Raw genomic sequence first — 22,296 nt, 5'->3', positions numbered from 1 at the left:
GGCTGCCTTCAAAAGGCGCGAAACTATAACACAGGATTTTTAGAAAAGGTAGCCTAAAAAACAAACGGCCCCTGGAAGGGGCCGTTTGGGCAAAAAAGTACCGATTAGGCCTTTTCTACGACAGCAACCAGGGTCCAGGACTTGGTCTTGGACAGCGGGCGGCACTCGCGGATTTCCACGAGATCGCCAGCTTTGCACTCGTTGTTTTCGTCATGCACGTGCAGCTTGGTAGTACGCTTGATGATCTTACCGTAGATCGGGTGCTTTACCTTGCGCTCGATGGCAACAGTGATGGACTTGTCCATCTTGTCGCTGATTACACGACCCTGCAGAGTACGGATTTTGTCAGTCATTACGCACCTGCCTTCTCAGTCAGTACAGTCTTGATACGTGCGACGTCACGACGCACTTGTTTCAGAGTGTGAGTCTGAGCCAGCTGGCCGGTGGATGCTTGCATGCGCATGTTGAATTGCTCACGCAGCAGGCCCAGCAGTTCCTGGTTCAGTTCTTCGACGCTCTTTTGACGCAGATCTTGGGCTTTCATCACATCACCGTCTTAATTACGAAAGTGGTCTGAACAGACAGCTTAGCTGCGGCCAGGGCAAACGCTTCACGCGCCAGAGCCTCAGGTACACCGTCCATCTCGTACAGAACCTTGCCAGGCTGGATCGGGCAAACCCAGTATTCCACGTTACCCTTACCTTTACCCATACGAACTTCCAGGGGCTTCTCGGTGATGGGCTTGTCCGGGAACACACGGATCCAGATCTTACCTTGACGCTTAACGTGACGGGTCATGGCACGACGGGCTGCTTCGATTTGACGAGCAGTCAGCTGACCACGAGATGTCGCCTTCAGGCCAAAGGTACCGAAGGATACTTCGTTACCAGAGTTGGCCAGACCGCGGTTACGACCTTTGTGGGTCTTGCGGAATTTAGTACGCTTAGGTTGCAACATTTACCGAATCTCCTTACTTGGCAGCGCGGCGCTTGTTGTCACGCTTGGGCTTCGCAGGAGCTTGCTCTTGAGCAGCGGCAGCGTTGACAGCAGCCAGACCACCCAGAACTTCGCCCTTGAAGATCCAAACTTTAACGCCGATCACACCGTAAGTGGTGTGGGCTTCAGAAGTTGCGTAGTCAATGTCGGCACGCAGGGTGTGCAAAGGCACACGACCTTCACGGTACCATTCGGTACGCGCGATTTCAGCGCCGCCCAGACGACCGGAAACTTCCACTTTGATGCCCTTGGCACCCAGGCGCATGGCGTTTTGTACGGCGCGCTTCATAGCACGACGGAACATTACACGACGCTCCAGCTGGGAAGTGATGCTGTCGGCAACCAGTTTGCCATCCAGCTCCGGCTTGCGGACTTCGGAAATGTTGATCTGAGCAGGCACACCAGCAATTGCGGCTACAGCTTTGCGCAGTTTCTCAACGTCTTCGCCTTTCTTACCGATCACAACACCCGGACGAGCAGTGTGAATGGTCACACGGATGCTCTTGGCCGGACGCTCGATGGTGATCTTGGACAAGGACGCGTTTTTCAGTTCCTTGGTCAGGAACTGGCGTACTTGAAAATCGCTGTACAGGTTGTCAGCGAAGTCTTTGGTGTTCGCGAACCAGGTAGAATTCCAAGGCTTGGTAATACCCAGGCGAATGCCATTAGGATGTACTTTCTGACCCATTGCTTATCTCCCAGCCTTAGCGTCGGATACCACTACAGTGATGTGAGCGGTACGCTTGAGGATACGATCCGCGCGACCTTTGGCACGAGGACGGATACGCTTCATGGAGGGACCTTCGTCAACCATGATAGTGGCAACACGCAGTGCGTCGATGTCGGCGCCTTCGTTGTGCTCAGCGTTGGCAATGGCAGATTCCAGCACTTTCTTCACCAGAACAGCAGCCTTTTTCGGGCTGAAGGTCAGGATGTTCAGAGCCTTGTCTACGGACAGACCACGTACTTGATCGGCTACCAGACGAGCTTTCTGGGCAGAAGTACGGGCATAACGGTGTTTAGCGATAGCTTCCATCATTTATCCCTTAGCGCTTCTTAGCCTTCTTATCAGCAGCATGGCCGCGATAAGTACGAGTAGGTGCGAATTCACCCAGTTTGTGACCGATCATTTCTTCGGTAACGAAAACCGGAACGTGCTGACGACCATTATGGACAGCGATGGTCAAACCGATCATGTTCGGGATGATCATTGAACGACGGGACCAGGTTTTAACCGGCTTTTTATCCCCGCTTTCCACCGCTTTCTCTACCTTCTTCAGCAAGTGCAGGTCGATAAATGGACCCTTCTTGAGAGAACGTGGCATGGTGATTCCTCTATGTTAACAATTACTTGTTACGACGACGTACGATGTACTTGTCGGTACGCTTGTTCTTACGGGTCTTGAAGCCTTTAGCCTTCTGGCCCCATGGGGACACAGGCTGCATGCCCTTGTTACGACCCTCACCACCACCGTGCGGGTGGTCTACCGGGTTCATCGCCATACCGCGAACGGTCGGACGAATACCACGCCAGCGGTTTGCACCGGCTTTACCCAGTTGACGCAACATGTGCTCGGAGTTACCAACTTCACCGATGGTGGCGCGGCACTCGGCCAGAACTTTACGCACTTCGCCGGAACGCAGACGCAGAGTTACATAGTTACCTTCACGAGCCAGGATCTGGATGAAAGTACCAGCGGAACGAGCCAGCTGGGCACCTTTACCAGGCTTCATCTCAACGGCGTGAACGGTAGAACCGACCGGGATGTTGCGCATCGGCAGGGCGTTACCTACCTTGATGGCTGCATCAGCACCAGAAGCGATAGCGTCACCAGCTTTCAGGCCTTTCGGAGCCAGGATGTAACGACGCTCACCGTCTGCGTACAACACCAGAGCGATGTTAGCGGTACGGTTCGGATCGTATTCCAGGCGCTCTACTTTGGCCGGGATACCGTCTTTGTCGCGCTTGAAGTCGACGATACGGTAGTGTTGCTTGTGACCACCGCCGATGTGACGGGTGGTGATGCGGCCGTTGTTGTTACGACCACCGGACTTGTCTTTCTTGTCCAGCAGAGCTGCAAAGGGCTTGCCCTTGTACAGGTCTTGGTTGACGATCTTGACGACGTGGCGGCGGCCCGGAGAAGTAGGCTTGCACTTAACGATTGCCATTTTTCAGAACTCCTCTTACTCGGCTGCGCCCATGAAGTCGATGTCCTGACCAGCTTTCAGGGTCACATAAGCCTTTTTCCAATCGGAACGACGGCCTACGCGTGCACCTGCGCGCTTGGTCTTACCCTTCATGTTCAGGGTACGGACGGTCTCAACTTCGACCTCGAACAGTTTCGCAACTGCAGCTTTGACTTCCGCCTTGGTGGCATCAACAGCAACTTTGAACACGATAGTGTTCTGCTTTTCTGCAACCATGGTGCTCTTTTCAGAGATGTGCGGAGCCTTCAGAACTTTCAGCAGACGCTCTTCACGGATCATGCCAGCATCTCCTCGATTTGCTTAACTGCGTCAGCAGTCATCAGAACCTTGTCGAAAGCGATCAGGCTGACCGGGTCGATACCGGCAACGTCACGCACGTCAACTTTGTACAGGTTACGAGCAGCCAGGAACAGGTTCTCATCGACTTCAGCAGTCACGATCAGAACGTCAGACAGTTCCATTTCTTTCAGCTTGGCGATCAGTTCTTTGGTTTTCGGAGCTTCGATGCCGAACTTCTCAACAACGATCAGGCGCTCTTGACGTACCAGCTCGGACAGGATGCTACGGATAGCGCCGCGGTACATCTTCTTGTTTACTTTCTGGCTGTGATCTTGCGGCTTAGCAGCAAAAGTCACACCACCGGAACGCCAAATGGGCGAACGGATGGAGCCAGCACGGGCACGACCAGTACCCTTCTGACGCCACGGCTTTTTGCCGCCACCAGACACTTCAGAGCGAGTCAGCTGCGCACGAGTACCCTGACGGGCACCAGCGGCATAAGCAACGACAACCTGGTGAACCAGAGCTTCGTTGAATTCGCGCCCGAAGGTAGTCTCGGAAACTTCAAGAGCGCTCTTGGCGTCTTTCATTACCAATTCCATTACTATCTCCTCAGACGTTACGCTTTGACGGCAGGTTTAACGATCACGTTGCCGTTGGTTGCACCCGGTACTGCGCCTTTGATGAGCAGCAGGTTGCGTTCAGCGTCAACACGAACCAGTTCCAGGTTCTGAGTCGTTACACGCTCAGCACCCATGTGACCAGCCATCTTTTTGCCCTTGAATACACGGCCCGGGGTCTGGTTTTGACCGATGGAGCCAGGTACACGGTGGGACAGAGAGTTACCGTGGGTCATATCCTGGGTGCGGAAGTTCCAGCGCTTAACAGTACCGGCAAAACCTTTACCCTTGGATGTGCCGGTAACGTCTACCAGCTTAACGTCAGCGAGAAGATCTACTTTCAGCTCGCTACCAACAGTGAAAGTTTCACCGTTGTTCAGGCGGAATTCCCACAGACCGCGACCGGCTTCTACACCAGCTTTGGCGAAGTGGCCAGCTTCCGGCTTGGTTACGCGGCTAGCTTTCTTGGAGCCAGTGGTAACCTGAATAGCGTTGTAGCCGTCGGTTTCTACAGATTTGACCTGAGTTACACGGTTAGCTTCAACTTCGATAACAGTCACGGGGATAGAAACGCCATCTTCAGTGAAGATGCGAGTCATACCCACTTTGCGACCTACAAGACCGATTGTCATTGTTATCAACCTCTTTCCGTAATTAACCCAGGCTGATCTGGACGTCTACACCAGCTGCCAGATCCAGACGCATCAGAGCGTCTACGGTCTTGTCAGTCGGCTCAACGATGTCTACCAGACGCTTGTGAGTGCGGATCTCGTACTGATCACGCGCGTCTTTGTTGACGTGCGGGGAGATCAGAACGGTGAAACGCTCTTTGCGAGTCGGCAGCGGGATAGGACCGCGAACCTGCGCGCCAGTGCGCTTAGCAGTTTCAACGATTTCCGCAGTGGATTGATCAATCAGACGATGATCAAAAGCCTTCAGGCGGATACGGATTCTTTGGTTCTGCATTGACAGAGCTCCAATAGATAAAAGAACATAAATCAACACCGCCCGACCGAGATTACTCCCGCCAGAGGTGTGATTTTTCACGTTTCCTCCCATATCGGGAGGACTGTATGGCTGGTGCCCGTAACCGGGGAAACTCAGCAAGCAGACATATCGTCTGGCTTACCTCATGGGTAAGCGGAGGGGATTATACGGATTTTTCAAATTTGCGCAAGGGAAAGCGAACAGATTGTGCGCAATTTTATGTGACAGATGGATCTCGCACTAACCTGCTCGTTTGGCGCACGAACGGGAGCCACGACAACCTCGCAAGCTGGCTGATACACTGGCCCCCGCCTTCGTCAACGGAACGACTTTCAATGCTTAAAGATCAAAAGAAAGCCTATCAGTACGGACTCTGCGCCGTGGCCCTCTGGTCGACGGTCGCCAGTGCCTTCAAGGTCTCCCTCACCTATTTCGAACCGGTTCAGTTGCTGCTGGTTGCCGCCTTCACCTCGACGCTGACGCTGACCGCCATCGTTGCCAAACAAGGCAAGCTGGCACTGCTGCGGGATTACATCAAAGCTCGCCCCCTCTACTATCTGGCGCTTGGAGTACTGAACCCTTTCCTCTATTACCTGCTGCTGTTCAAAGCGTACGACCTGTTGCCGGCCCAGCAGGCACAGACCCTCAACTACACCTGGGCCATTACGCTCAGCCTGCTGGCCGTCCCCTTCCTCGGCCAGAAGCTGCGCCGCCGCGATGGCGTCGCCATCGTGCTGGGCTACTTCGGTGCCCTGGTGATCGCCACCAGGGGGGATGTCTTCTCCCTGCAGTTTGATAGCCCGCTCGGGGTGACGCTGGCACTGGTGTCCACCCTCATCTGGGCCAGCTACTGGATCCTCAATACCCGCAATCAGGGGGATCCCGTCGTCAGCCTGCTGCTCGGTTTCATCATCAGCCTGCCGTTCATTGTCGTGGCGACCTGGCTGCTCTCCGATTTCGCCATGACTGCCTGGCAGGGATGGGCAGGCGCCATCTATGTGGGGCTGTTCGAGATGGGGTTCGGCTTTGTGCTCTGGTTGATGGCCTTACGCCATGCCACCAACACGGCCCCCATCAGCAACCTCATCTTCATTTCCCCCTTTGCCTCCCTGGTGCTGCTCAACCTGCTGATCGGCGAGACTATCCACCCGGCAACCCCTATCGGGCTGGCGCTGATCGTGGCGGCATTGCTGATCCAGCAGCTGAAATACGGCAAGCGCTATCGCAAGGCGAGCGAACCTCAAGCCTGATAATGCAAGGGGCGTATCACTCGATACGCCCCCTTTTCAATCCATCCACTCCTGCGGCTGATGCTTCGGCAAGCGGATCTCCACCTGCAGCCCTCCCCACTCCGAGCGCCCCAGCCGGATGGTACCGTGATGCTGGGCCACGATCCGGGCGACGATGGCGAGCCCAAGGCCGCTCCCCCCTGTGGTGCGCGCCAAATTGCCCTGAGTAAATGGCTTGAGCACTCGAAAGTGGTCCTGCTCCGGGATCCCGGGCCCATCATCAGAGAGGCGCAAGCGCACCCAGTGGCCATCATCCTTCAACTCGCCAAGCAGCCGGGTTGCGCCATAGCGCAATGAGTTACCCGACAGGTTACTCAGCACCCGGCGCATGCTGACCGGATTACACGCCACCCTGACCGCCTCTTCCGGCAGGGCCAGCTCGACCTCCAGCCCCTGCTCGGCATGCATCAGCAAGGCATCGTGCACCAGCTGGGTCAGGTCGACAGGATCCAGATTTTTCACCTCGTCCGGACGGATGTAGTCGATGAACTGATCGATGATAGCGTTGGATTCGTCGATATCGGCGTTGATGCTCTCCTTGAGGTACTCATCCCCGGACGACATCATCTCGGTCGCCAGTCGAATGCGGGTCAGCGGCGTGCGCAGATCGTGGGAGACACCGGCCATCATCAGGTTGCGTTCCTCGATCAACCCCTTGATGGAATTGGACATGTGGTTGAAAGTGCGGGTCAACCGACGCACCTCCCGCGACCCCTGCTCCCCGAGCGCATCGGGGAAGTTGCCCCGCGCCACCGAGACAGCCCCGGCCTCCAGATCTTCCAGCGGGCGCACCAGCTGGCGAGCGAAACGCCAGGCGGCAAACAGGGTGATCACCAGCAAGACGCTCATGTAGAGGATCAGCGGCTCTATGTCATCGTCCTCGATCTCGGTCAAGGGGATGCGCACCCAGATCTTGCTGGCCTGAGGTGGCTGGATCCAGATGATGTAGTGATCCTGGATCTCGACCCGCACCTTGGTCGGGCCACCCAGCTCCTTACTGATATTCTCTGCCAGATAACGATAGGGCTTGGACTCCTTGAGCCCATGTTGTTCCGCCTCGCTCTGGGTGTAGATATCGCTGCCGGTCGCCACATAGACCAGCGCCTCGGCATCGTCACTCAACTCCAGCTGGTTGCTCTCGACCGGAAAAATCAGTTTGACCTGGTTGGCCAGCAGATGGCTGATCTGCTTGACGGTCGGCGCCAGCAGATAATTGTAGAAAGTGGCATAAGAAACGATCTGATAGACCACCAGCACGGCGGCCAGAAACCAGAGCATGCGGGAGAACATGCTACCCGCTTTTTTCATGTGCGTTCACCGTCCGGGACGAAGACGTAGCCCAATCCCCAGACAGTCTGCAGATAGCGGGGCTGGGCCGGATCCTGCTCCAGCATACGGCGCAAGCGGGATACCTGCACGTCTATGCTGCGCTCGGTCGCCGTGTATTCGCGCCCCCTGGCCAGATTCATCAACTTGTCGCGGGAGAGCGGCTCGCGAGGGTGGCTGACCAGCACCTTGAGCACCGCAAACTCTCCGCTGGTCAGGGCCATGGGCTCGCCATCACGACTCAGTTCCCGGGTCGCCAGATTGAGCTGGTAACCGCCAAAGCTGACCACTTTTTCGGCGGTAGAAGGCGCCCCCGGCAACTCGATGGTGTGGCGACGCAGCACGGCGCGGATCCGGGCCAGCAACTCGCGCGGATTGAACGGCTTGGGCAGATAGTCGTCGGCCCCCATCTCGAGCCCGACGATGCGATCTACTTCATCTCCCTTGGCGGTCAGCATCAGCACAGGGATCTGGTTGCCCCCCTCGCGCAGACGACGGCAGATGGAGAGGCCGTCTTCGCCAGGCAGCATCAGATCGAGCACCATCAGGCTGAAATTTTCGCGCGTCAGCAGACGATCGGCCTGCTCACCATTGGCCACACCGCGCACCACGAACCCCTGTTCGGTCAGGTAGCGCTCAAGCAGGGAGCGTAGTTTCAGATCGTCGTCCACGACCAGGATCTTGTATTGCTGCTGACTCATCGCTTTGCCTCTCAATATCATCTGCCTCAATACTAGGGGCCGTCAGTACGGGAGAAAAGCATAAATGTGTTACCGGTTATTACCTGGATCCCACTTCCCCACCAAGACAAAGTAGACTCAGCCCCCTGGCTACGGACCACGATTTCCCTCGACAGCAGGATGACAAAAGCTAATATTCCCGTGCAGTTAGACTCGACCTCCTCCATTTGACCAGATCACGGATCACCATGAAGACAAAGCTGATCACCCGCGAAGGTTATAACAAGCTGAAGGAAGAACTCGATTTCCTGTGGCGTCAGGAGCGCCCCGAGGTCACCAGAAAGGTCGCCTGGGCGGCCAGCCTGGGGGATCGCAGCGAAAATGCCGACTACCAGTACAACAAGAAGCGGTTGCGAGAGATCGACAGGCGGGTGCGCTATCTGCGTAAATGTCTGGAGGAGCTGGGGATCGTCGACTATTCCCCGGCCCAGGAGGGCAAGGTCTTCTTCGGCGCCTGGGTCGAGGTGGAGAGCGAAGAGGGCGAGATCAAGCGCTTTCGTATCGTCGGCTATGACGAAATCTTCGGTCGCAAGGATTACATCTCCATCGACTCCCCCATGGCCCGCGCCCTGCTCAAGAAAGAGGTCGGCGACGAGGCCATAGTGCGTACGCCGGTCGGTGATGCCTGCTGGTATGTCAACGAGATCAGTTACACCAAGTAGCATGCAGGGGAAGGAGCCACTTCCCCCCAACCTTGTTTCCCCTCCTCCAGCCGATGACGCCCCCCAATCGGCTCGAAGCGGCTTGCCCCCAGTGCGACAGGGTGGCATCCACCTGCGCGACCCCATATAGTGCTCACACTCGGCGCCGGATGGCGCGAATCGATCAACAGAGGCGCTCAACAGATACCATGACGCAAAGCATTGAGAGACAGATCGCCGGCGAGTTGAACGCTCGCCCGCAACAAATCGAAGCCGCCATTCGTCTGCTGGATGAAGGTGCCACCGTTCCCTTTATCGCCCGTTACCGCAAAGAGGTCACCGGCGGACTGGACGACAGCCAGTTGCGCACCCTGGAGAGCCGCCTCGGCTACCTGCGCGAGCTGGCAGACCGCCGCCAGGTGATCCTGCGTTCCATTGAGGAGCAGGGCAAGCTCACCCCCGAGCTGGCCCGTGAGCTGAACGAAGCCGACAGCAAAACCCGGCTGGAAGACCTCTACCTGCCCTACAAACCCAAGCGCCGCACCAAGGGACAGACGGCCATTGAAGCCGGGCTGGAACCGCTGGCGAATCTGCTGCTGGACGACCCGATGCGGGATCCGGAGCAGGAGGCCACCGCCTTCCTTAATGCCGAGCAAGGCATCACAGATAGCAAGAGCGCCCTCGACGGCGCCCGCTACATCCTGATGGAACGCTTCGCCGAGCAGGCCGATCTGCTGGAGAAGCTGCGCGACTATCTGTGGCAAAACGCCACCCTGCGTGCCCGCGTGGTGGCCGGCAAGGAGCAGGAGGGGGTCAAGTTCAAGGACTACTTCGAACACGACGAGCCGCTGCACAAGGCCCCCTCCCATCGGGTGCTGGCCATGTTGCGCGGCCGCAACGAGGGCGTGCTCAACCTGGCGCTAGTCACAGGCGAGGATGAGAGCGCCAGCCCCTGCGAGGGGATCATCGCCCACCATCTCAAGCTCAATCTGCAAAACCGCCCCGTCGACAAGTGGCTGCAGGGGGTAGTGAGTTGGACCTGGAAGATCAAGCTCTCCTTGCAGATGGAGACCGAGCTCATCGGCCGCATCCGTGAGTCGGCGGAAGAGGAGGCGATCAAGGTGTTCGCCATGAACCTCAAGGATCTGCTGATGGCAGCCCCGGCCGGCATGCGTTGCACCATGGGGCTGGATCCCGGCATCCGCACCGGGGTCAAGGTGGCCGTAGTCGATGCCACCGGCAAGTTGGTCGATACCGCGACCATCTATCCGTTCGAACCGAAACGCCAGGTGGATCAGAGCCTCAAGACCCTGAGCGAACTGTGCCAGAAGCACAAGGTAGAGCTTATCAGCATCGGCAACGGTACCGCCTCGCGGGAGACCGACCGCTTGGTGAGCGATCTGTTCGAGCGCTACCCCGCCGCCAGGGCCCAGAAGATTGTAGTGAGCGAAGCCGGGGCCTCGGTCTACTCCGCCTCCGAGCTCGCCTCCCTGGAGTTTCCGGATCTCGATGTCTCTCTGCGCGGCGCCGTCTCCATCGCCCGCCGCCTGCAAGATCCGCTGGCCGAGCTGGTCAAGATCGATCCCAAGAGCATCGGTGTCGGTCAATACCAGCACGATGTCGGCCAAAGCCAGCTGGCCCGCCGACTGGATGCCGTGGTCGAGGACTGCGTGAACGCGGTGGGAGTGGATGTGAACACCGCCTCGGTCGCCCTGCTCAACCGGGTGTCCGGCCTCTCCCAGACCCTGGCCCAGAACATCGTCGCCTATCGCGATGAACATGGCGCCTTCCAGAACCGTCAACAGTTGCTGAAAGTGAGCAGGCTCGGGCCCAAGGCTTTCGAACAGTGTGCCGGCTTCCTTCGCATTCGTGGCGGCAGCAACCCGCTGGATGGCTCTGCCGTGCACCCGGAATCCTACCCCGTGGTGGAGCGGATCCTCGCCAAACTGGAACAGACGGTGGATAACCTACTCGGCAACAGCAGCCTGCTGCGCAGCCTGAGGCCCACCGACTACACCGACGAGCAGTTTGGCGTGCCCACCGTGACCGACATCATAGGCGAGCTGGACAAACCTGGTCGCGACCCTCGCCCCGAGTTCAAGACCGCCACCTTCAAGGAGGGCGTGGAGAAGTTAAGCGATCTGGTGCCCGAAATGGTGCTGGAAGGGGTGGTTACCAACGTCACCAACTTCGGCGCCTTCGTCGACATCGGCGTCCATCAGGATGGCCTGGTGCACATCTCCTCCCTGACCGATCGCTTCGTCAAGGATCCCCGCGAGGTGGTCAAGGCAGGCGACATAGTGCGGGTCAAGGTGCTGGAGGTGGATGTGCCACGCAAACGAATCAGCCTGACCATGCGTCTGGACGAGAAGGCCGGCCAGCCGGCACGCAAACCGGCACAGCCGCATCACCACCAGGGTGGCAATGCCAAGCCCAGACACGAATCGCGTCAAAATGCCCCTATGGGCGGCGCCATGGGCAACGCCTTTGCTGCAGCCCTCTCCAAGACCAAGAAATAAAGCGCAGCCAGAAAATGCAAAAAGCCCCGCGAGGGGCTTTTTGCATCAGGCGCGAGCTTACTGGCTCAAGGTGTTCAGGATGCTCTCGGGATCCTGATGCTGGGCCAGCACCTCCCGCAGTCGATTGAATGCCTTGCAGGCCTCCTGTGGATACTTGCCATAGGAGACCACGCCGGTATGGTTCCAGCCCGCCGCCAGCATTACCTTCTTCTTGAAGTGGGTCCCCTCGGTCCCACCGCCACCCAGCTGCATCAAAAACTGTTCCATCTGGAGGTGTGGCGGAGGAACGCGGGAGAAAGTGGCGAAATCTTCCGGTTTGACTTCATCAAAGTGCATGACAGCTCCTGCTAGATAGGATGGGCCTGACCTTCAGATTAGTTGCAAAACCGGGGAACAAAGAAAAGTATCGCGCAGGGAATTCAGACCTGGAGATTAAGGGAGTGGCCAGCCGCCGGACTGACCGCTTGCTGGTAGCGGCCAGCTATCACCTGGTTGCGTCGATCCATGTAAGTACTCAGCACGCCCGTGGTCGCGGGATCATGCTCGGCCATCAGTGCCTTGCGGGCCTTGGCCTCTGTTGAGGCAGCACTGCGGGCTACGCTCAAGTCCTGGGCAGAGGGCTCTGCAGGAGCAAGGGCCGCAGCACGGACCTGTTGCATCTTGGCAATGGTGGCTTCGGGATCTCCCGCCACCTCGCCAGTATCGATAGACACTTCACCGCCAGTGGCATAACGCTTGCCATCCGGCCCCAACGAAAATTGGTAGGTAGGCGCACCGGCATAAGCGCCACCGACAGACTGGTGCGCCTGCTCATGGGTACGCACCTCCTGATCTCGGTCACTCAGCTCCTTGACCTGTTGCTCCTGCCGTTGTTGCTGTTCCTGCTGCTTGGGATCCTGTTGCTTGCGCTGCCCATCTTCACCAGTCGCCTCGACAAAACGGTGATCCAGGGCATGGGGAATCGTGGGCTGAGTTGACTCACGATTGTTCTGGGCCGGCAAAGTGCTGCTGGCCGTCTGACCGGCTTTCGATTTCTCTTTCTGGGAACCGACTTCGGTTTCGGCGCTGGATGCCTGTCCGGAGCGGGTCTGCGGGATCAGCTCGGCCCGGCGATTATCCGTCCTGGCCGCTTCCACTTGAGGTTGCAGCTGGGTAGGGATCAGCGTGGGCAGGCTGACATTGACGTTCATATCACACCCGGATATCGATCAGGGTGCCCATCATATCGCTGGCGGTCTGCATCACCTTGGTGGAGGCGCCAGCCTGGATCTCCGCCACCTTGAGGTTGACCAGCTCATCCGTCACTTGCACCTGATCGCCACTCGGGGTATTGAGGCGGGCGATCTGGCTGGACGCCCGATCGGCGATCTGTTCAGCTCGCTGGAACCCCTGCACCCCGCTGTTGAAGGCAGATTCAATACGCATGATGTAACTCCTCTGGGAACAGACTAATTATCCGTCACCTCGGAGGATTAATGAAGCTTTCAGGCTGTTTTTTAGCCAACAAAATGCCTGATGGCTTCAACAAACTCCGTTGGATGGGAGATAAAAGGCGCATGCGAGGCCTTGTTGAAGGTCACGCTGCGACTGGCGGGGTAACGCTCGTCCAGTAGGGGAATGACCGCCTTGGGCACCAGTGAATCCAGTCGGCCATAGACCCGCAGCCAGGGCAGTGAAAGCGACGCCAACTCATCGCGCAGATCGATGTCGGCCAACAAACCGAGCCCGGCCTCCAGCGCGGCCAGTTGCGGAGCCGGCCGTTCAGCCAGCCAGTGGCGCAGCTGACGGATATCGTCGCGGGCATGTTCGCTGCCCATCGCCTGGATCGCGAGGAAGCGCTCTATGGTCTGGCGAAAATCCCCTGCCAGCATCTGGTTGAAACCGGTCAACACCTTGGGGGCGATCCCGGGCCACTCGTCGCGGGCCATAAAGCAGGGGGAACTGGCTACCGTGATAAGGCTTGCGACACGCTCGGGATGGCTCAGGGCAATCTGGCTGGCGACCAGACCACCGAGGGACCAGCCGAGCAGATGGCATTTTTCCGGCAATACGGCCGCAACCTGCTCCGCTAGCCAGGAGAGGCTGTAATCGACCGTGTCGGCCAGCGGGCTGTTGCCAAACCCCGGCAGATCCACCAGATGTACCCGGTAATTTTCCGCCAATGACGGGACAATGCCATGCCAGACGGCGCCGTTCATCCCCCATCCGTGCAACAGCACCAGATCGGGCCCCTGACCAAACCGCTCTACCGATACGCTCATCTAGACTCAAGATCCTTGTTCATGTCTCTGGGGTCAGCATGTTAAAGCGACTGCTCGTCAAAGCAAGTCCGCTGCTCGGCAGTCATAGTGACTGGCAAGGGAGTTGTCTGCTCTGTCATCAGTCCTGTGATGCCGAGCCCTTGCTGTGCAGTTGGTGCCGAGAGGCCCTGCGGCAGCCTCATCCAAGATGCCGCCTGTGTGCTGCACCCTTGCCGGAATATATGAAAGAAAGCCTGTGGGTATGCGGCCGCTGTCAGCGCCGTCCTCCCCCCTGGGAGCGGTTGCAGGTTATTGGCGATTACCAGACGCCTTACCCCCTGCTGATCCCCCGGTTGAAATATGCAGGCCAGACCTTGCTGGCACCCTTGCTCGCTCGCCTGTTGGCGGACCATCTCGATCAAAGCGATCCGCCGGAAGCCATCATCCCAGTGCCCCTGCACTGGTGGCGTCACTGGTGGCGAGGCTTCAACCAGGCGGAAGAGATTGGTCGCGCACTCGGCGAGATAACCGGCATCCCGCTCGACCAGCGGTTGCTGCAGCGCATCAAGGCCACCCCGCAGCAGACCCGGCTCACCGCAGGCCAGCGACGGCGCAATCTGCGCGGCGCGTTCAGAGTCTCTTCCCATCAATATCGTCACGTCGCCCTGCTTGATGATGTAGTGACCACAGGCGCCACCGCGGGCCAGCTCACCCGCCTGCTCCATGAGAGCGGCATCACAAAGGTTGAAGTGTGGGCAATATGCCGTACTCTCAAGCACATCAAGTAACCCTCTGCATGCTACCCAAGCCCGGATAACCGCGTTATCATGAATACCCTAGTCGTACACTCAGGTTTGTGAGGATAGTGATGATCAGCATTTCCGACGCCGCCCAGGCACATTTCCGTAAACTGTTGGAAAAACAGCCTGACGGCACCAATATCCGGGTGTTTGTGGTCAATCCGGGAACCCAGAATGCCGAGTGTGGCGTCTCCTATTGCCCGCCCGATGCAGTCGATCCGGAAGATCAGCACCTGCCCTTCAGCGGTTTCGACTGCATGGTCGATCCCCTGAGTGCCCCCTTCCTGGTGGATGCCACCATCGATTTCGTCACCGATCAGATGGGTTCCCAGCTGACCCTGAAGGCCCCCAACGCCAAGATGCGCAAGGTAGCCGACGATGCCCCGCTGATCGAGCGCATCGAGTACACCCTCATCTCCGAGGTCAACCCCATGCTGGCCGGTCACGGCGGCAAGGTGACCCTGACCGAGCTGACCGAAGATGGCTACGCCATCCTGCAGTTCGGCGGTGGTTGCAACGGTTGCTCCATGGTCGATTACACCCTGAAAGAGGGGATCGAGAAGCAACTGCTGGAGAAGTTCCCGGGCGAGCTCAAGGGCGTAAAAGACGCCACCGAGCACCAACGCGGCGACCACTCCTATTACTGATTTGCAGCCTTTGCAACAAAGAAAAGGCCCCGCCAACTGGCGGGGCCTTTTGCATCGGGCAATCGGCAGATTACTCGTCCTTCTTGTCTCGCGACAAGAGGGCGATAGCTGCCTCTTTCGGATTTTTGCCCTCGTAGAGCACCTTGAAGATCTGCTCGCAGATGGGCATCTCGACGCCGCAGCGGGCCGCCAGCAGATGCACCTCCTTGGTATTGCGATACCCCTCCACCACCTGACCGATCTCGGTCATGGCCGTGTCCACATCCTTGCCAGCCCCGAGGGCCAGGCCGAAGCGACGGTTGCGCGACTGGTTGTCGGTACAGGTGAGCACCAGATCCCCGAGCCCCGCCATCCCCATAAAGGTCTTGCCGTCGGCCCCAAGAGCGGCACCCAGGCGCTGCATCTCCACCAGACCGCGAGTGATGAGGGCGGTTCTGGCATTGGCGCCAAACCCCAGTCCATCAGAGAGACCGGCCCCGATGGCGATGACGTTTTTGACCGCCCCGCCCAGTTGCAGACCGACGAAGTCCGGGTTGGTATAGACCCGGAACGAGCGGCCGCAATGCAGCAGTTGGGAGAGATCCTCGGCAAAGTCATCGTGAGTCGAGGCGACCGAGATGGCGGTCGGCAGACCGGCGGCCAGCTCTTTGGCAAAAGTGGGGCCGGAAATCACCGCCAGCGGCATGGCATCACCCAGCACCTCGCGGGCCACGTCCTGCAGCAGACGGCCGCTGTCCGGCTCCAGACCCTTGGTGGCCCAGGCGATACGGGTATCGGGGCGCAAGAAGGGCTTGACCTGGGCCAGCACCTGGCCAAACACATGGCTCGGCACGACCAGCAGCAATACGGGGGCAGCCTGCACAGCCTGTTGCAAATCGGCAGTCAGCAGCAGATCGGCGGGAAAGGGGACATCCGGCAGAAAAGCCTTGTTGCAGCGATCTTGTTCCAGCTCGGCGACATGGGCGGGATCGTGACCCCACAACAGAGTCGGATGGCCGTTGCGCGCCAGAGAAATGGCAAGGGCGGAGCCGTAAGACCCCGCCCCCAAGACCGAGATAGCGATCTGATCAGCCATTATCAGGCTTCCGCAGTCGCCTGCTGGGCCTGAGCTTGCGCCATGTGCTGGGCAAACAGGGCATCGAAGTTGACCGGTGCCAGGTTAAGCTGCGGGAAGGACCCCTTGCTCACCATGTTGGCCACGGCTTCACGGGCATACGGGAACAGGATGTTCGGGCAGAAGGCAGCCAGGCAGTGAGCCAGCTGCGGCTCAGGCAGGTTGCCGATGGTGAAGATACCGGCCTGCTGCACTTCGCACAGGAAGGCTGTCTCTTCGCCCAGCTTGCAGGTGACGGTCAGGGTCAGCACGACTTCGTAGACGCTGTCGGCCAGGATGTTGGTCTTGGTGTCCATGTCCAGCTTGACGTCCGGCTGCCACTCTTTCTGGAAGATGTGCGGGGTGTTGGGCGCTTCGAAGGAGACATCCTTGGTGTAAACACGCTGGATGTGGAATTCCGGTTGTACTTCCTGGTTGTTGATCTCGTCAGCCATTTCGTTTGATTCCTTTTTATATGGATAAGTGGGCACAGGCCCTTACATCAGCGTTTCTTGGTAACCGGCAGATTCTCTGCACGCCACTGGGCCATGCCACCGCCGAGCACATATACCTGCTTGAAGCCAGCCTTGCTCAGCTGACGGCCGGCGCCGCCCGCAGTCATTCCCGACTCGCACACCACTATGATGGGGGCATCTTTATGCTTTTCAAACGGACCCAGGTTATTGCTCTGGATCTGGGCGAGCGGCAGGTGCTGGGCACCGGCCAGATGACCCTTGGCATAATCTTCCTGACTGCGAATATCCACCACGGTGGCATTCTCACGGTTGATCAGCAGGGTGGCAGTGTGATTGTTGACGGTTTTCACCGGAGACAAACGGGCACGCACAGTGGTGTAAACCAGGGTGCCCGCCAGGCCCAACCAGGCTGCCGTCAGCAGCGGGTTGCGGGCCGCAAAATCCAAATACTCTTGCATCTTCTACTATCCAGGGACCAAGACAAGGGCCCGAGTATACATGGGGGTGTGGCTAAGATCAGCCATCTTGGCGGCAAAGCGCGAGCAGGCTCCCATCATGCGCGAGCCCGATCAGGAGGTACGGAGAGCCCCCTACCAGGCGATGGGAGGCCGCCTTGGCTATCAGGTGACTATTTCGGCAGATGTAGTAATATTACGCTAGTTTCATTTCCCGCATTTTTTCCAATCCGAGAGGACATAGCCTTATGTCAACAGCTAAGAAACCTTTGGTTCTGGTCATCATGGACGGTTGGGGCTACAGCACCAAGCAAGAGCACAATGCCGTCGCCGCCGCCAAGACTCCCAATCTCGATCGTCTGGCTCGTGACTACACCAGCACCCTGATCTCCGGCTCCGGCCTGGACGTGGGTCTGCCGGATGGCCAGATGGGCAACTCCGAAGTCGGCCACGTCAATATCGGTGCCGGCCGCATCGTCTATCAGGAGCTGACCCGCATCTCCAAAGACATCCAGGATGGTCCCTTCTTCGACAACGTCGAACTGGCCAAGGCTGTTGACGCTGCCGTGTCCAATGGCAAGGCCGTTCACATCATGGGTCTGATGTCCCCGGGTGGCGTACACAGCCACGAAGAGCACATCATGGGCATGATCGAGATGGCAGCCAAGCGTGGTGCCGAAAAGATCTACTTCCACGCCTTCCTGGATGGCCGTGACGTGCCGCCGCGCTCCGCCCAGTCCTCCATCGAGCTGTTCGATGCCCTGTTCGCCAAGCTGGGCAAGGGGCGTTTCGCCTCCATGATCGGCCGTTACTACGCCATGGACCGCGACAACCGCTGGGATCGCGTACAGCAGGCCTATGACCTGATGACCCAGGGCAAGGGCGAGTTTACCGCTGCTTCCGCCACCGAGGCCCTGGCTGCCGCCTATGCTCGCGACGAGAACGACGAGTTCGTCAAGGCGACCCGCATCGGCGAAGCCGTTCCCATGGTTGACGGCGATGCGCTGATCTTCATGAACTTCCGTGCCGACCGCGCCCGTGAAATCACCCGTGCCTTCGTCGACACCGACTTTACCGGCTTCGCTCGTGCCGCCGAGCCCAAGCTGAACTTCGTGATGCTGACCGAATACGCGGCCGACATCAAAACCGCCTGCGCCTACCCGCCGACCGCCCTGGTCAACACCCTGGGTGAGTGGCTGGCCAAGCAGGGCAAAACCCAGTTGCGCATCTCCGAAACCGAGAAGTACGCTCACGTCACCTTCTTCTTCAACGGCGGCGAAGAAGCCTGCTTCACCGGTGAAGATCGCGAAATTGTGGCGAGCCCGAAAGTGGCCACCTACGACCTGCAGCCGGAAATGAGCTCTGGCGAGCTGACCGACAAGCTGGTCGCGGCCATCAAGAGCGGCAAGTACGACGTCATCATCTGCAACTACCCGAACGGCGACATGGTTGGCCACACCGGCGTGTTCGATGCAGCTGTCAAGGCGTGTGAAGCCGTCGACCACTGCATCGGTCGCGTTACCGACGCGCTGGCCGAAGTGGGTGGCGAGTGCCTGATCACCGCCGACCACGGCAACGCCGAGAAGATGATGGACGAAGAGACCGGTCAGGCTCACACCGCCCACACCAACCTGCCGGTTCCGCTCATCTACTTCGGTCGCAAAGCCGAGGTCGTAGAAGGTGGCAAACTGTCCGATCTGGCTCCCACCATGCTGACCCTGATGGGTCTTCCTGTGCCGCCGGAAATGACTGGCAAGCCTCTGATGATTCTGAAATAATCCTTCCCCATGCGGGGATGCGAAGTTATTTCACAGAAAACCAGTCGCGTCGGCCTGTGGGCCGGCGCGCTGTTTTTTTGCCTGTTTGGCGGCACGGGCCAGGCCTGGGCAACCAACCAGCAGCTGGGTACCATGCAGTCCCAGATCAAGGAACAGCAGAAGACCATCAAGCTGAGCAAGCAGGAGCTGACCAAGCTCAATGCCCAGCTCAAGGCCGATGAGCAAGCCATCTCGGCAGCTGCCGCCAAGCTCAACCAAACCAAACAGCAACTCAAGCAGAACCAGCAGAAGCTGGCCGGTCTGCAGCAAGACAAGCTGGATCTGGAAGAGCAGGCCAAACATCAGAAGCAACTGCTGGCCAGGCAGGCTGAAAGCGCCTTCCAGGCGGGCAGCCACGACTACCTCAAACTGCTGCTCAACCAGCAGGACCCGGCCAAACTGAGCCGCTCCCTCGACTACTACGACTACCTCAACAAGGCCCGTATCGAAGCCATCGAGGCGCTGCGCGCCACCCGCACCAAACTGGCAAAAAACCAGCAGGCGACCAAAGAGACCGAGAGCCGGCTGCAGGCCTTGCTGAGCGAACAGCAGGAGCACCACCAGGCCCTGTTGGCCAGCCAGCAGAGCCGCGCCAAGGTGCGCAACCAGTTGCAACAGTCGGTGCAGGATGACGAGCAGAAGCTGGCCAAGCTGGTCAAGGCGGAGAAAGCCCTGAAAGCCCGGCTGGAGGAGCTGCGCCGCAAACGGGAAGAGCAGGAGCGCCGCGAGCGGGAACGCCTCGCCAAGCTGAAGGCCGAGCAGGAACGCCAGCGCAAGCTGGCAGAACAACGCCGCGCCGAGGAGCAGGCCAGTCAGCAGCAAGTGGCCAGTAAAGAGCCGGAATCCAGCTCCAGCATCAGCGGCGCCGGCCACTACAGCGGCCTCAAGACCAATGGCAATCTGCGCTGGCCGGTTCAGGGCCCCATCCTCATCTCCTACGGCTCACCCCGTACCGCCCAGCTCAAGTGGAAGGGCACCCTGATCGGTGCCAGCGAAGGGACCCAGGTCAAGGCAGTAGCGCCGGGCCAGGTGGTCTACGCCGACTGGCTGGACGGCTTCGGTATGCTGCTGGTGATCGACCACGGTCGCGGCTACATGAGTCTCTACGGTCACAACCAGTCGCTGCTGCGCCAGGTCGGCCAGAATGTGGAACAGGGCGAACCCGTGGCCCTGGTCGGCGACAGTGGCGGCCAGGACAGGCCCGGCCTCTACTTCGAGATCCGCTATCAGGGAGAAGCCATCAACCCCGCCAAATGGCTGGCCAAACGCTGACCAGGGATCCCGGCCTCGCGCTCCCATCAAAGCGGCGAACTAAAGACGACAAAGCCTGCATCATGCAGGCTTTTTTATTTGTCACGTACGGCACAAGAGGCGGCAAAGTGATGAAAAATTACCTGTTTTTCGGCCCGCTCAGGGAAAGACAACAAGCCCGATCTGCTCCAGCAGGGTCTGCTGCTGATCTTCATTTATCTGCACCCCGGTCAGATCGACCCGCCGCAGATCCAGCTCGGGCAGATCACACTGGCGCAGGTCACAACCCTGCAGCTTGAAACTGGTCCACTCTATCTGGCCAAACTCGGAACCGCTGAGATCGGATCCAGCCAGCGAAGCCCCCAGCAGGCTTGCCCCCTGCCAGCGGTTGCCGCTCAATTCACATTTTTCCAGCAGGCAACCTTCGAAACTGGCGTAGCTGAAGTTGTTGCCGGTCAGATGAGCTTCGCAGAAGTAGCTCCTGGCGGTGATCTGGTTGGCAAAGCTGGCGTGACCAAAGTTGATGCCCATCGCCTGGCAATCACGCATCTCCAGCCCCAGACACTGGCTGCGGCTGACATCCGCCAGAGTGAGATCGCAGCGCAGGAAGCTCGCCTCCCTCAGATCGCAGCCCTGTAACTGGCAACCCAGCTCGCGCTCCCTGTCATAGAAGCAGCAATCGACGAAGCGACACTCGCTCAGATCCAGCCATGAGAAGTCACACCCGATAAAGTGGCACCCGGAGAAATGCTCGCCCTCCACATCCTGTTGCTCGAAGCGAGCCCCTTCGAAATGTTTGCCTCTGATCATCGGAAAATCCTTCCACTACGGTTTCATATGCTGACTTTGTCCGGTAAAAACGGTAATGTTACACGTAACATCCATGCTGGACACCGACATGACGACCACCCGCAAGCGCCGCCCCACCCTGCAAGACATCGCCGACCTGACCGGCGTGACCAAGATGACCGTCAGTCGTTACCTGCGGGATCCCCAGACCGTGGCCGAGGGGACCCGGGAGCGGATCGCGGCGGCGGTGGAGGAGCTCGGCTACATCCCCAACCGGGCGCCGGATATTCTCTCCAACGCCACCAGCAAGGCGATCGGCATTCTGATCCCCTCCCTCTCCAACCAGGTCTTCTCGGCGGCGATCCACGGCATCGAGTCGGTGACTCGACCCGCAGGCTACCAGACCCTGCTTGCCCACTATGGCTACAACCCGGAACGGGAAGAGGAACAGGTGGCCTCCCTGCTCTCCTACCATGTGGATGGTCTCATCCTCTCCGACAGCCAGCATACCGAGCGCACCCGCAAGATGATCGCCACCGCCGGCATTCCGGTGGTGGAGACCATGGATCTGCCACAGGATCCCATCGACATGGTGGTCGGCATGGATCACAAGGCCGCTGCCCGGGCCATGGTAACAGAGATGCTGCTGCGCGGCCGCCGCAAGCTGGTCTATCTCGGGGCCCGCCTCGACGTGCGCACCCAGTTGCGGATGGAGGGCTACTACCAGGCGATGGCGGATTTCGGCCTGGAGGGGCGGCACCTGCTGACCGAGCAGTCCTCCACCTTCACCCTGGGGGGCGAGCTGCTGGATCTGGCGCTGGTGCGCTACCCCGATCTGGACGGCCTGTTCTGCACCAACGATGACCTGGCGGTCGGCGCCCTGCTGCAGTGTCAGGCCAAGTGGATCCCGGTCCCCCAGCAGATCGCCATCGCCGGCTGTAACGCCCTCGACATCGGCCATGCCATGACCCCCAAGCTGGCCAGTATCGCCACTCCCCGCGAGGCGATCGGCCGCGAGGCGGCCACCATGCTGCTGGCGCGGCTCGATGGCAAAGCCCTGGCGGAGACCCGCAAGGACATGGGGTTTACCCTCTATCTTGGTGAGAGCCTGGGATAAATCGCC

At 59.0% G+C, this 22,296-nt stretch carries 29 protein-coding genes; 8 read left to right on the top strand and 21 right to left on the bottom strand.

The window, feature by feature from the left end:
- Positions 1 to 104 precede the first annotated feature (104 nt).
- The 11 genes from rpsQ to rpsJ are packed head-to-tail and all read right to left on the bottom strand — an operon-like array spanning position 105 to position 5,069.
- Entirely contained in the window at positions 105 to 353 is a 249-nt protein-coding gene (rpsQ, locus tag I6L37_RS05355; protein WP_005307966.1) for a 30S ribosomal protein S17, read from the bottom strand.
- Entirely contained in the window at positions 353 to 544 is a 192-nt protein-coding gene (gene rpmC, locus I6L37_RS05350; RefSeq protein ID WP_005307965.1) for a 50S ribosomal protein L29, read from the bottom strand. The genes rpsQ and rpmC overlap by 1 nt, the downstream gene beginning before the upstream one ends.
- Positions 544 to 957, bottom strand: coding sequence for a 50S ribosomal protein L16 (gene rplP, locus I6L37_RS05345; protein WP_005307963.1), 414 nt, complete (start codon positions 955 to 957; stop codon positions 544 to 546). Before rplP ends, rpmC begins: the two co-directional genes overlap by 1 nt.
- Positions 958 to 970: 13 nt before the next feature.
- Positions 971 to 1,684 (bottom strand): 30S ribosomal protein S3, encoded by a 714-nt coding sequence (gene rpsC / locus I6L37_RS05340; protein ID WP_005331168.1) that lies wholly within the window; start codon positions 1,682 to 1,684, stop codon positions 971 to 973.
- 3 nt (positions 1,685 to 1,687) lie between these two features.
- The gene (gene rplV / locus I6L37_RS05335; protein WP_005319741.1) at positions 1,688 to 2,032 is read right to left on the bottom strand and encodes a 50S ribosomal protein L22; all 345 of its coding nucleotides are present in this window, start codon (positions 2,030 to 2,032) and stop codon (positions 1,688 to 1,690) included.
- Positions 2,033 to 2,042: 10 nt separating this feature from the next.
- Complete coding sequence (gene rpsS, locus I6L37_RS05330; protein ID WP_005307960.1) at positions 2,043 to 2,321, bottom strand: 30S ribosomal protein S19; 279 nt, start codon at positions 2,319 to 2,321, stop codon at positions 2,043 to 2,045.
- A gap of 22 nt (positions 2,322 to 2,343) precedes the next feature.
- On the bottom strand, positions 2,344 to 3,165 hold the full coding sequence (gene rplB / locus I6L37_RS05325) for a 50S ribosomal protein L2 (RefSeq protein ID WP_026456043.1): 822 nt from the start codon (positions 3,163 to 3,165) through the stop codon (positions 2,344 to 2,346).
- 15 nt (positions 3,166 to 3,180) lie between these two features.
- Complete coding sequence (gene rplW / locus I6L37_RS05320; protein ID WP_342690021.1) at positions 3,181 to 3,480, bottom strand: 50S ribosomal protein L23; 300 nt, start codon at positions 3,478 to 3,480, stop codon at positions 3,181 to 3,183.
- A complete protein-coding gene (gene rplD / locus I6L37_RS05315; protein ID WP_005307949.1) occupies positions 3,480 to 4,085 on the bottom strand; it encodes a 50S ribosomal protein L4 in 606 nt (201 codons plus the stop codon). The genes rplW and rplD overlap by 1 nt, the downstream gene beginning before the upstream one ends.
- Before the next feature lie 17 nt (positions 4,086 to 4,102).
- The gene (rplC, locus tag I6L37_RS05310; protein WP_005307947.1) at positions 4,103 to 4,735 is read right to left on the bottom strand and encodes a 50S ribosomal protein L3; all 633 of its coding nucleotides are present in this window, start codon (positions 4,733 to 4,735) and stop codon (positions 4,103 to 4,105) included.
- A gap of 22 nt (positions 4,736 to 4,757) precedes the next feature.
- Complete coding sequence (gene rpsJ / locus I6L37_RS05305) at positions 4,758 to 5,069, bottom strand: 30S ribosomal protein S10 (protein ID WP_005307944.1); 312 nt, start codon at positions 5,067 to 5,069, stop codon at positions 4,758 to 4,760.
- A gap of 356 nt (positions 5,070 to 5,425) precedes the next feature.
- On the opposite strand from rpsJ, the gene I6L37_RS05300 reads away from it, so the two are divergent.
- Positions 5,426 to 6,340 carry a DMT family transporter gene (locus I6L37_RS05300; RefSeq protein WP_026456042.1) on the top strand — a complete coding sequence of 305 codons (915 nt, stop codon included), beginning with the start codon at positions 5,426 to 5,428 and terminating at the stop codon, positions 6,338 to 6,340.
- 36 nt (positions 6,341 to 6,376) lie between these two features.
- On the opposite strand, the gene envZ is transcribed toward I6L37_RS05300, so the two are convergent.
- Positions 6,377 to 7,687 (bottom strand): two-component system sensor histidine kinase EnvZ, encoded by a 1,311-nt coding sequence (gene envZ / locus I6L37_RS05295; protein ID WP_042027322.1) that lies wholly within the window; start codon positions 7,685 to 7,687, stop codon positions 6,377 to 6,379.
- Complete coding sequence (gene ompR / locus I6L37_RS05290; RefSeq protein WP_026458451.1) at positions 7,684 to 8,406, bottom strand: two-component system response regulator OmpR; 723 nt, start codon at positions 8,404 to 8,406, stop codon at positions 7,684 to 7,686. The genes envZ and ompR overlap by 4 nt, the downstream gene beginning before the upstream one ends.
- Positions 8,407 to 8,633: 227 nt before the next feature.
- Here ompR and greB point away from each other — a divergent pair, with 227 nt between their 5' ends.
- Together greB and I6L37_RS05280 are read left to right on the top strand one after the other, a co-directional pair.
- Positions 8,634 to 9,107: a transcription elongation factor GreB gene (gene greB / locus I6L37_RS05285; RefSeq protein WP_042027321.1), complete on the top strand. Its 474-nt coding sequence runs from the start codon at positions 8,634 to 8,636 to the stop codon at positions 9,105 to 9,107.
- A gap of 188 nt (positions 9,108 to 9,295) precedes the next feature.
- A complete protein-coding gene (locus I6L37_RS05280) occupies positions 9,296 to 11,605 on the top strand; it encodes a Tex family protein (RefSeq protein ID WP_216993451.1) in 2,310 nt (769 codons plus the stop codon).
- Positions 11,606 to 11,662: 57 nt separating this feature from the next.
- Here I6L37_RS05280 and I6L37_RS05275 read toward each other — a convergent pair whose 3' ends face one another.
- From I6L37_RS05275 to bioH, 4 genes are all read right to left on the bottom strand, one after another.
- Positions 11,663 to 11,941, bottom strand: coding sequence for a hypothetical protein (locus I6L37_RS05275; RefSeq protein WP_026456822.1), 279 nt, complete (start codon positions 11,939 to 11,941; stop codon positions 11,663 to 11,665).
- Between the two features lie 83 nt (positions 11,942 to 12,024).
- Complete coding sequence (locus tag I6L37_RS05270) at positions 12,025 to 12,795, bottom strand: putative metalloprotease CJM1_0395 family protein (RefSeq protein WP_216993450.1); 771 nt, start codon at positions 12,793 to 12,795, stop codon at positions 12,025 to 12,027.
- 1 nt (position 12,796) lies between these two features.
- Complete coding sequence (locus I6L37_RS05265; protein ID WP_042027316.1) at positions 12,797 to 13,030, bottom strand: flagellar hook protein FlgE; 234 nt, start codon at positions 13,028 to 13,030, stop codon at positions 12,797 to 12,799.
- A 71-nt stretch (positions 13,031 to 13,101) separates the two neighbouring features.
- A complete protein-coding gene (bioH, locus tag I6L37_RS05260; RefSeq protein WP_216993449.1) occupies positions 13,102 to 13,866 on the bottom strand; it encodes a pimeloyl-ACP methyl ester esterase BioH in 765 nt (254 codons plus the stop codon).
- A 38-nt stretch (positions 13,867 to 13,904) separates the two neighbouring features.
- On the opposite strand from bioH, the gene I6L37_RS05255 reads away from it, so the two are divergent.
- Positions 13,905 to 14,633 carry a ComF family protein gene (locus I6L37_RS05255; RefSeq protein ID WP_216993448.1) on the top strand — a complete coding sequence of 243 codons (729 nt, stop codon included), beginning with the start codon at positions 13,905 to 13,907 and terminating at the stop codon, positions 14,631 to 14,633.
- An 80-nt stretch (positions 14,634 to 14,713) separates the two neighbouring features.
- On the top strand, positions 14,714 to 15,292 hold the full coding sequence (gene nfuA, locus I6L37_RS05250; RefSeq protein ID WP_033115597.1) for a Fe-S biogenesis protein NfuA: 579 nt from the start codon (positions 14,714 to 14,716) through the stop codon (positions 15,290 to 15,292).
- A gap of 70 nt (positions 15,293 to 15,362) precedes the next feature.
- On the opposite strand, the gene gpsA is transcribed toward nfuA, so the two are convergent.
- From gpsA to I6L37_RS05235, 3 genes are read right to left on the bottom strand one after another with little or no spacing between them, the layout of a single operon-like run.
- On the bottom strand, positions 15,363 to 16,367 hold the full coding sequence (gene gpsA, locus I6L37_RS05245; protein WP_216993447.1) for an NAD(P)H-dependent glycerol-3-phosphate dehydrogenase: 1,005 nt from the start codon (positions 16,365 to 16,367) through the stop codon (positions 15,363 to 15,365).
- 2 nt (positions 16,368 to 16,369) lie between these two features.
- Entirely contained in the window at positions 16,370 to 16,840 is a 471-nt protein-coding gene (secB, locus tag I6L37_RS05240; protein WP_026457218.1) for a protein-export chaperone SecB, read from the bottom strand.
- Positions 16,841 to 16,887: 47 nt separating this feature from the next.
- Positions 16,888 to 17,319, bottom strand: a complete 432-nt coding sequence (locus tag I6L37_RS05235) for a rhodanese-like domain-containing protein (RefSeq protein WP_216993446.1) — start codon at positions 17,317 to 17,319, stop codon at positions 16,888 to 16,890.
- Positions 17,320 to 17,564: 245 nt separating this feature from the next.
- On the opposite strand from I6L37_RS05235, the gene gpmM reads away from it, so the two are divergent.
- On the top strand, positions 17,565 to 19,094 hold the full coding sequence (gene gpmM, locus I6L37_RS05230; RefSeq protein ID WP_216993445.1) for a 2,3-bisphosphoglycerate-independent phosphoglycerate mutase: 1,530 nt from the start codon (positions 17,565 to 17,567) through the stop codon (positions 19,092 to 19,094).
- A 9-nt stretch (positions 19,095 to 19,103) separates the two neighbouring features.
- The gene (gene envC / locus I6L37_RS05225) at positions 19,104 to 20,405 is read left to right on the top strand and encodes a murein hydrolase activator EnvC (RefSeq protein WP_216993444.1); all 1,302 of its coding nucleotides are present in this window, start codon (positions 19,104 to 19,106) and stop codon (positions 20,403 to 20,405) included.
- A gap of 138 nt (positions 20,406 to 20,543) precedes the next feature.
- Here the strand turns inward: envC and I6L37_RS05220 are convergent, their stop codons facing one another.
- Positions 20,544 to 21,194, bottom strand: coding sequence for a Qnr family pentapeptide repeat protein (locus I6L37_RS05220; protein ID WP_216993443.1), 651 nt, complete (start codon positions 21,192 to 21,194; stop codon positions 20,544 to 20,546).
- A gap of 88 nt (positions 21,195 to 21,282) precedes the next feature.
- Between I6L37_RS05220 and I6L37_RS05215 the strand changes: the two genes are divergently transcribed.
- On the top strand, positions 21,283 to 22,290 hold the full coding sequence (locus I6L37_RS05215; protein ID WP_042027328.1) for a substrate-binding domain-containing protein: 1,008 nt from the start codon (positions 21,283 to 21,285) through the stop codon (positions 22,288 to 22,290).
- Positions 22,291 to 22,296: the final 6 nt, after the last annotated feature.

Source organism: Aeromonas sp. FDAARGOS 1407 (genome assembly GCF_019048725.1).
In the GTDB taxonomy this organism is placed as follows: domain Bacteria; phylum Pseudomonadota; class Gammaproteobacteria; order Enterobacterales; family Aeromonadaceae; genus Aeromonas; species Aeromonas enteropelogenes.
The sequence above is the reverse complement of the archived record's forward strand: the minus strand, read 5'-3'. Positions and strand labels throughout refer to the sequence as shown.

What these genes read in the sequence shown, in the direction of transcription:
- rpsQ (WP_005307966.1), bottom strand. Translation starts at nt 353, where the DNA reads ATGACTGACAAAATCCGTACTCTGCAGGGTCGTGTAATCAGCGACAAG.
- rpmC (WP_005307965.1), bottom strand. Translation starts at nt 544, where the DNA reads ATGAAAGCCCAAGATCTGCGTCAAAAGAGCGTCGAAGAACTGAACCAG.
- rplP (WP_005307963.1), bottom strand. Translation starts at nt 957, where the DNA reads ATGTTGCAACCTAAGCGTACTAAATTCCGCAAGACCCACAAAGGTCGT.
- rpsC (WP_005331168.1), bottom strand. Translation starts at nt 1,684, where the DNA reads ATGGGTCAGAAAGTACATCCTAATGGCATTCGCCTGGGTATTACCAAG.
- rplV (WP_005319741.1), bottom strand. Translation starts at nt 2,032, where the DNA reads ATGGAAGCTATCGCTAAACACCGTTATGCCCGTACTTCTGCCCAGAAA.
- rpsS (WP_005307960.1), bottom strand. Translation starts at nt 2,321, where the DNA reads ATGCCACGTTCTCTCAAGAAGGGTCCATTTATCGACCTGCACTTGCTG.
- rplB (WP_026456043.1), bottom strand. Translation starts at nt 3,165, where the DNA reads ATGGCAATCGTTAAGTGCAAGCCTACTTCTCCGGGCCGCCGCCACGTC.
- rplD (WP_005307949.1), bottom strand. Translation starts at nt 4,085, where the DNA reads ATGGAATTGGTAATGAAAGACGCCAAGAGCGCTCTTGAAGTTTCCGAG.
- rplC (WP_005307947.1), bottom strand. Translation starts at nt 4,735, where the DNA reads ATGACAATCGGTCTTGTAGGTCGCAAAGTGGGTATGACTCGCATCTTC.
- rpsJ (WP_005307944.1), bottom strand. Translation starts at nt 5,069, where the DNA reads ATGCAGAACCAAAGAATCCGTATCCGCCTGAAGGCTTTTGATCATCGT.
- I6L37_RS05300 (WP_026456042.1), top strand. Translation starts at nt 5,426, where the DNA reads ATGCTTAAAGATCAAAAGAAAGCCTATCAGTACGGACTCTGCGCCGTG.
- envZ (WP_042027322.1), bottom strand. Translation starts at nt 7,687, where the DNA reads ATGAAAAAAGCGGGTAGCATGTTCTCCCGCATGCTCTGGTTTCTGGCC.
- ompR (WP_026458451.1), bottom strand. Translation starts at nt 8,406, where the DNA reads ATGAGTCAGCAGCAATACAAGATCCTGGTCGTGGACGACGATCTGAAA.
- greB (WP_042027321.1), top strand. Translation starts at nt 8,634, where the DNA reads ATGAAGACAAAGCTGATCACCCGCGAAGGTTATAACAAGCTGAAGGAA.
- I6L37_RS05280 (WP_216993451.1), top strand. Translation starts at nt 9,296, where the DNA reads ATGACGCAAAGCATTGAGAGACAGATCGCCGGCGAGTTGAACGCTCGC.
- I6L37_RS05275 (WP_026456822.1), bottom strand. Translation starts at nt 11,941, where the DNA reads ATGCACTTTGATGAAGTCAAACCGGAAGATTTCGCCACTTTCTCCCGC.
- I6L37_RS05270 (WP_216993450.1), bottom strand. Translation starts at nt 12,795, where the DNA reads ATGAACGTCAATGTCAGCCTGCCCACGCTGATCCCTACCCAGCTGCAA.
- I6L37_RS05265 (WP_042027316.1), bottom strand. Translation starts at nt 13,030, where the DNA reads ATGCGTATTGAATCTGCCTTCAACAGCGGGGTGCAGGGGTTCCAGCGA.
- bioH (WP_216993449.1), bottom strand. Translation starts at nt 13,866, where the DNA reads ATGAGCGTATCGGTAGAGCGGTTTGGTCAGGGGCCCGATCTGGTGCTG.
- I6L37_RS05255 (WP_216993448.1), top strand. Translation starts at nt 13,905, where the DNA reads ATGTTAAAGCGACTGCTCGTCAAAGCAAGTCCGCTGCTCGGCAGTCAT.
- nfuA (WP_033115597.1), top strand. Translation starts at nt 14,714, where the DNA reads ATGATCAGCATTTCCGACGCCGCCCAGGCACATTTCCGTAAACTGTTG.
- gpsA (WP_216993447.1), bottom strand. Translation starts at nt 16,367, where the DNA reads ATGGCTGATCAGATCGCTATCTCGGTCTTGGGGGCGGGGTCTTACGGC.
- secB (WP_026457218.1), bottom strand. Translation starts at nt 16,840, where the DNA reads ATGGCTGACGAGATCAACAACCAGGAAGTACAACCGGAATTCCACATC.
- I6L37_RS05235 (WP_216993446.1), bottom strand. Translation starts at nt 17,319, where the DNA reads ATGCAAGAGTATTTGGATTTTGCGGCCCGCAACCCGCTGCTGACGGCA.
- gpmM (WP_216993445.1), top strand. Translation starts at nt 17,565, where the DNA reads ATGTCAACAGCTAAGAAACCTTTGGTTCTGGTCATCATGGACGGTTGG.
- envC (WP_216993444.1), top strand. Translation starts at nt 19,104, where the DNA reads ATGCGGGGATGCGAAGTTATTTCACAGAAAACCAGTCGCGTCGGCCTG.
- I6L37_RS05220 (WP_216993443.1), bottom strand. Translation starts at nt 21,194, where the DNA reads ATGATCAGAGGCAAACATTTCGAAGGGGCTCGCTTCGAGCAACAGGAT.
- I6L37_RS05215 (WP_042027328.1), top strand. Translation starts at nt 21,283, where the DNA reads ATGACGACCACCCGCAAGCGCCGCCCCACCCTGCAAGACATCGCCGAC.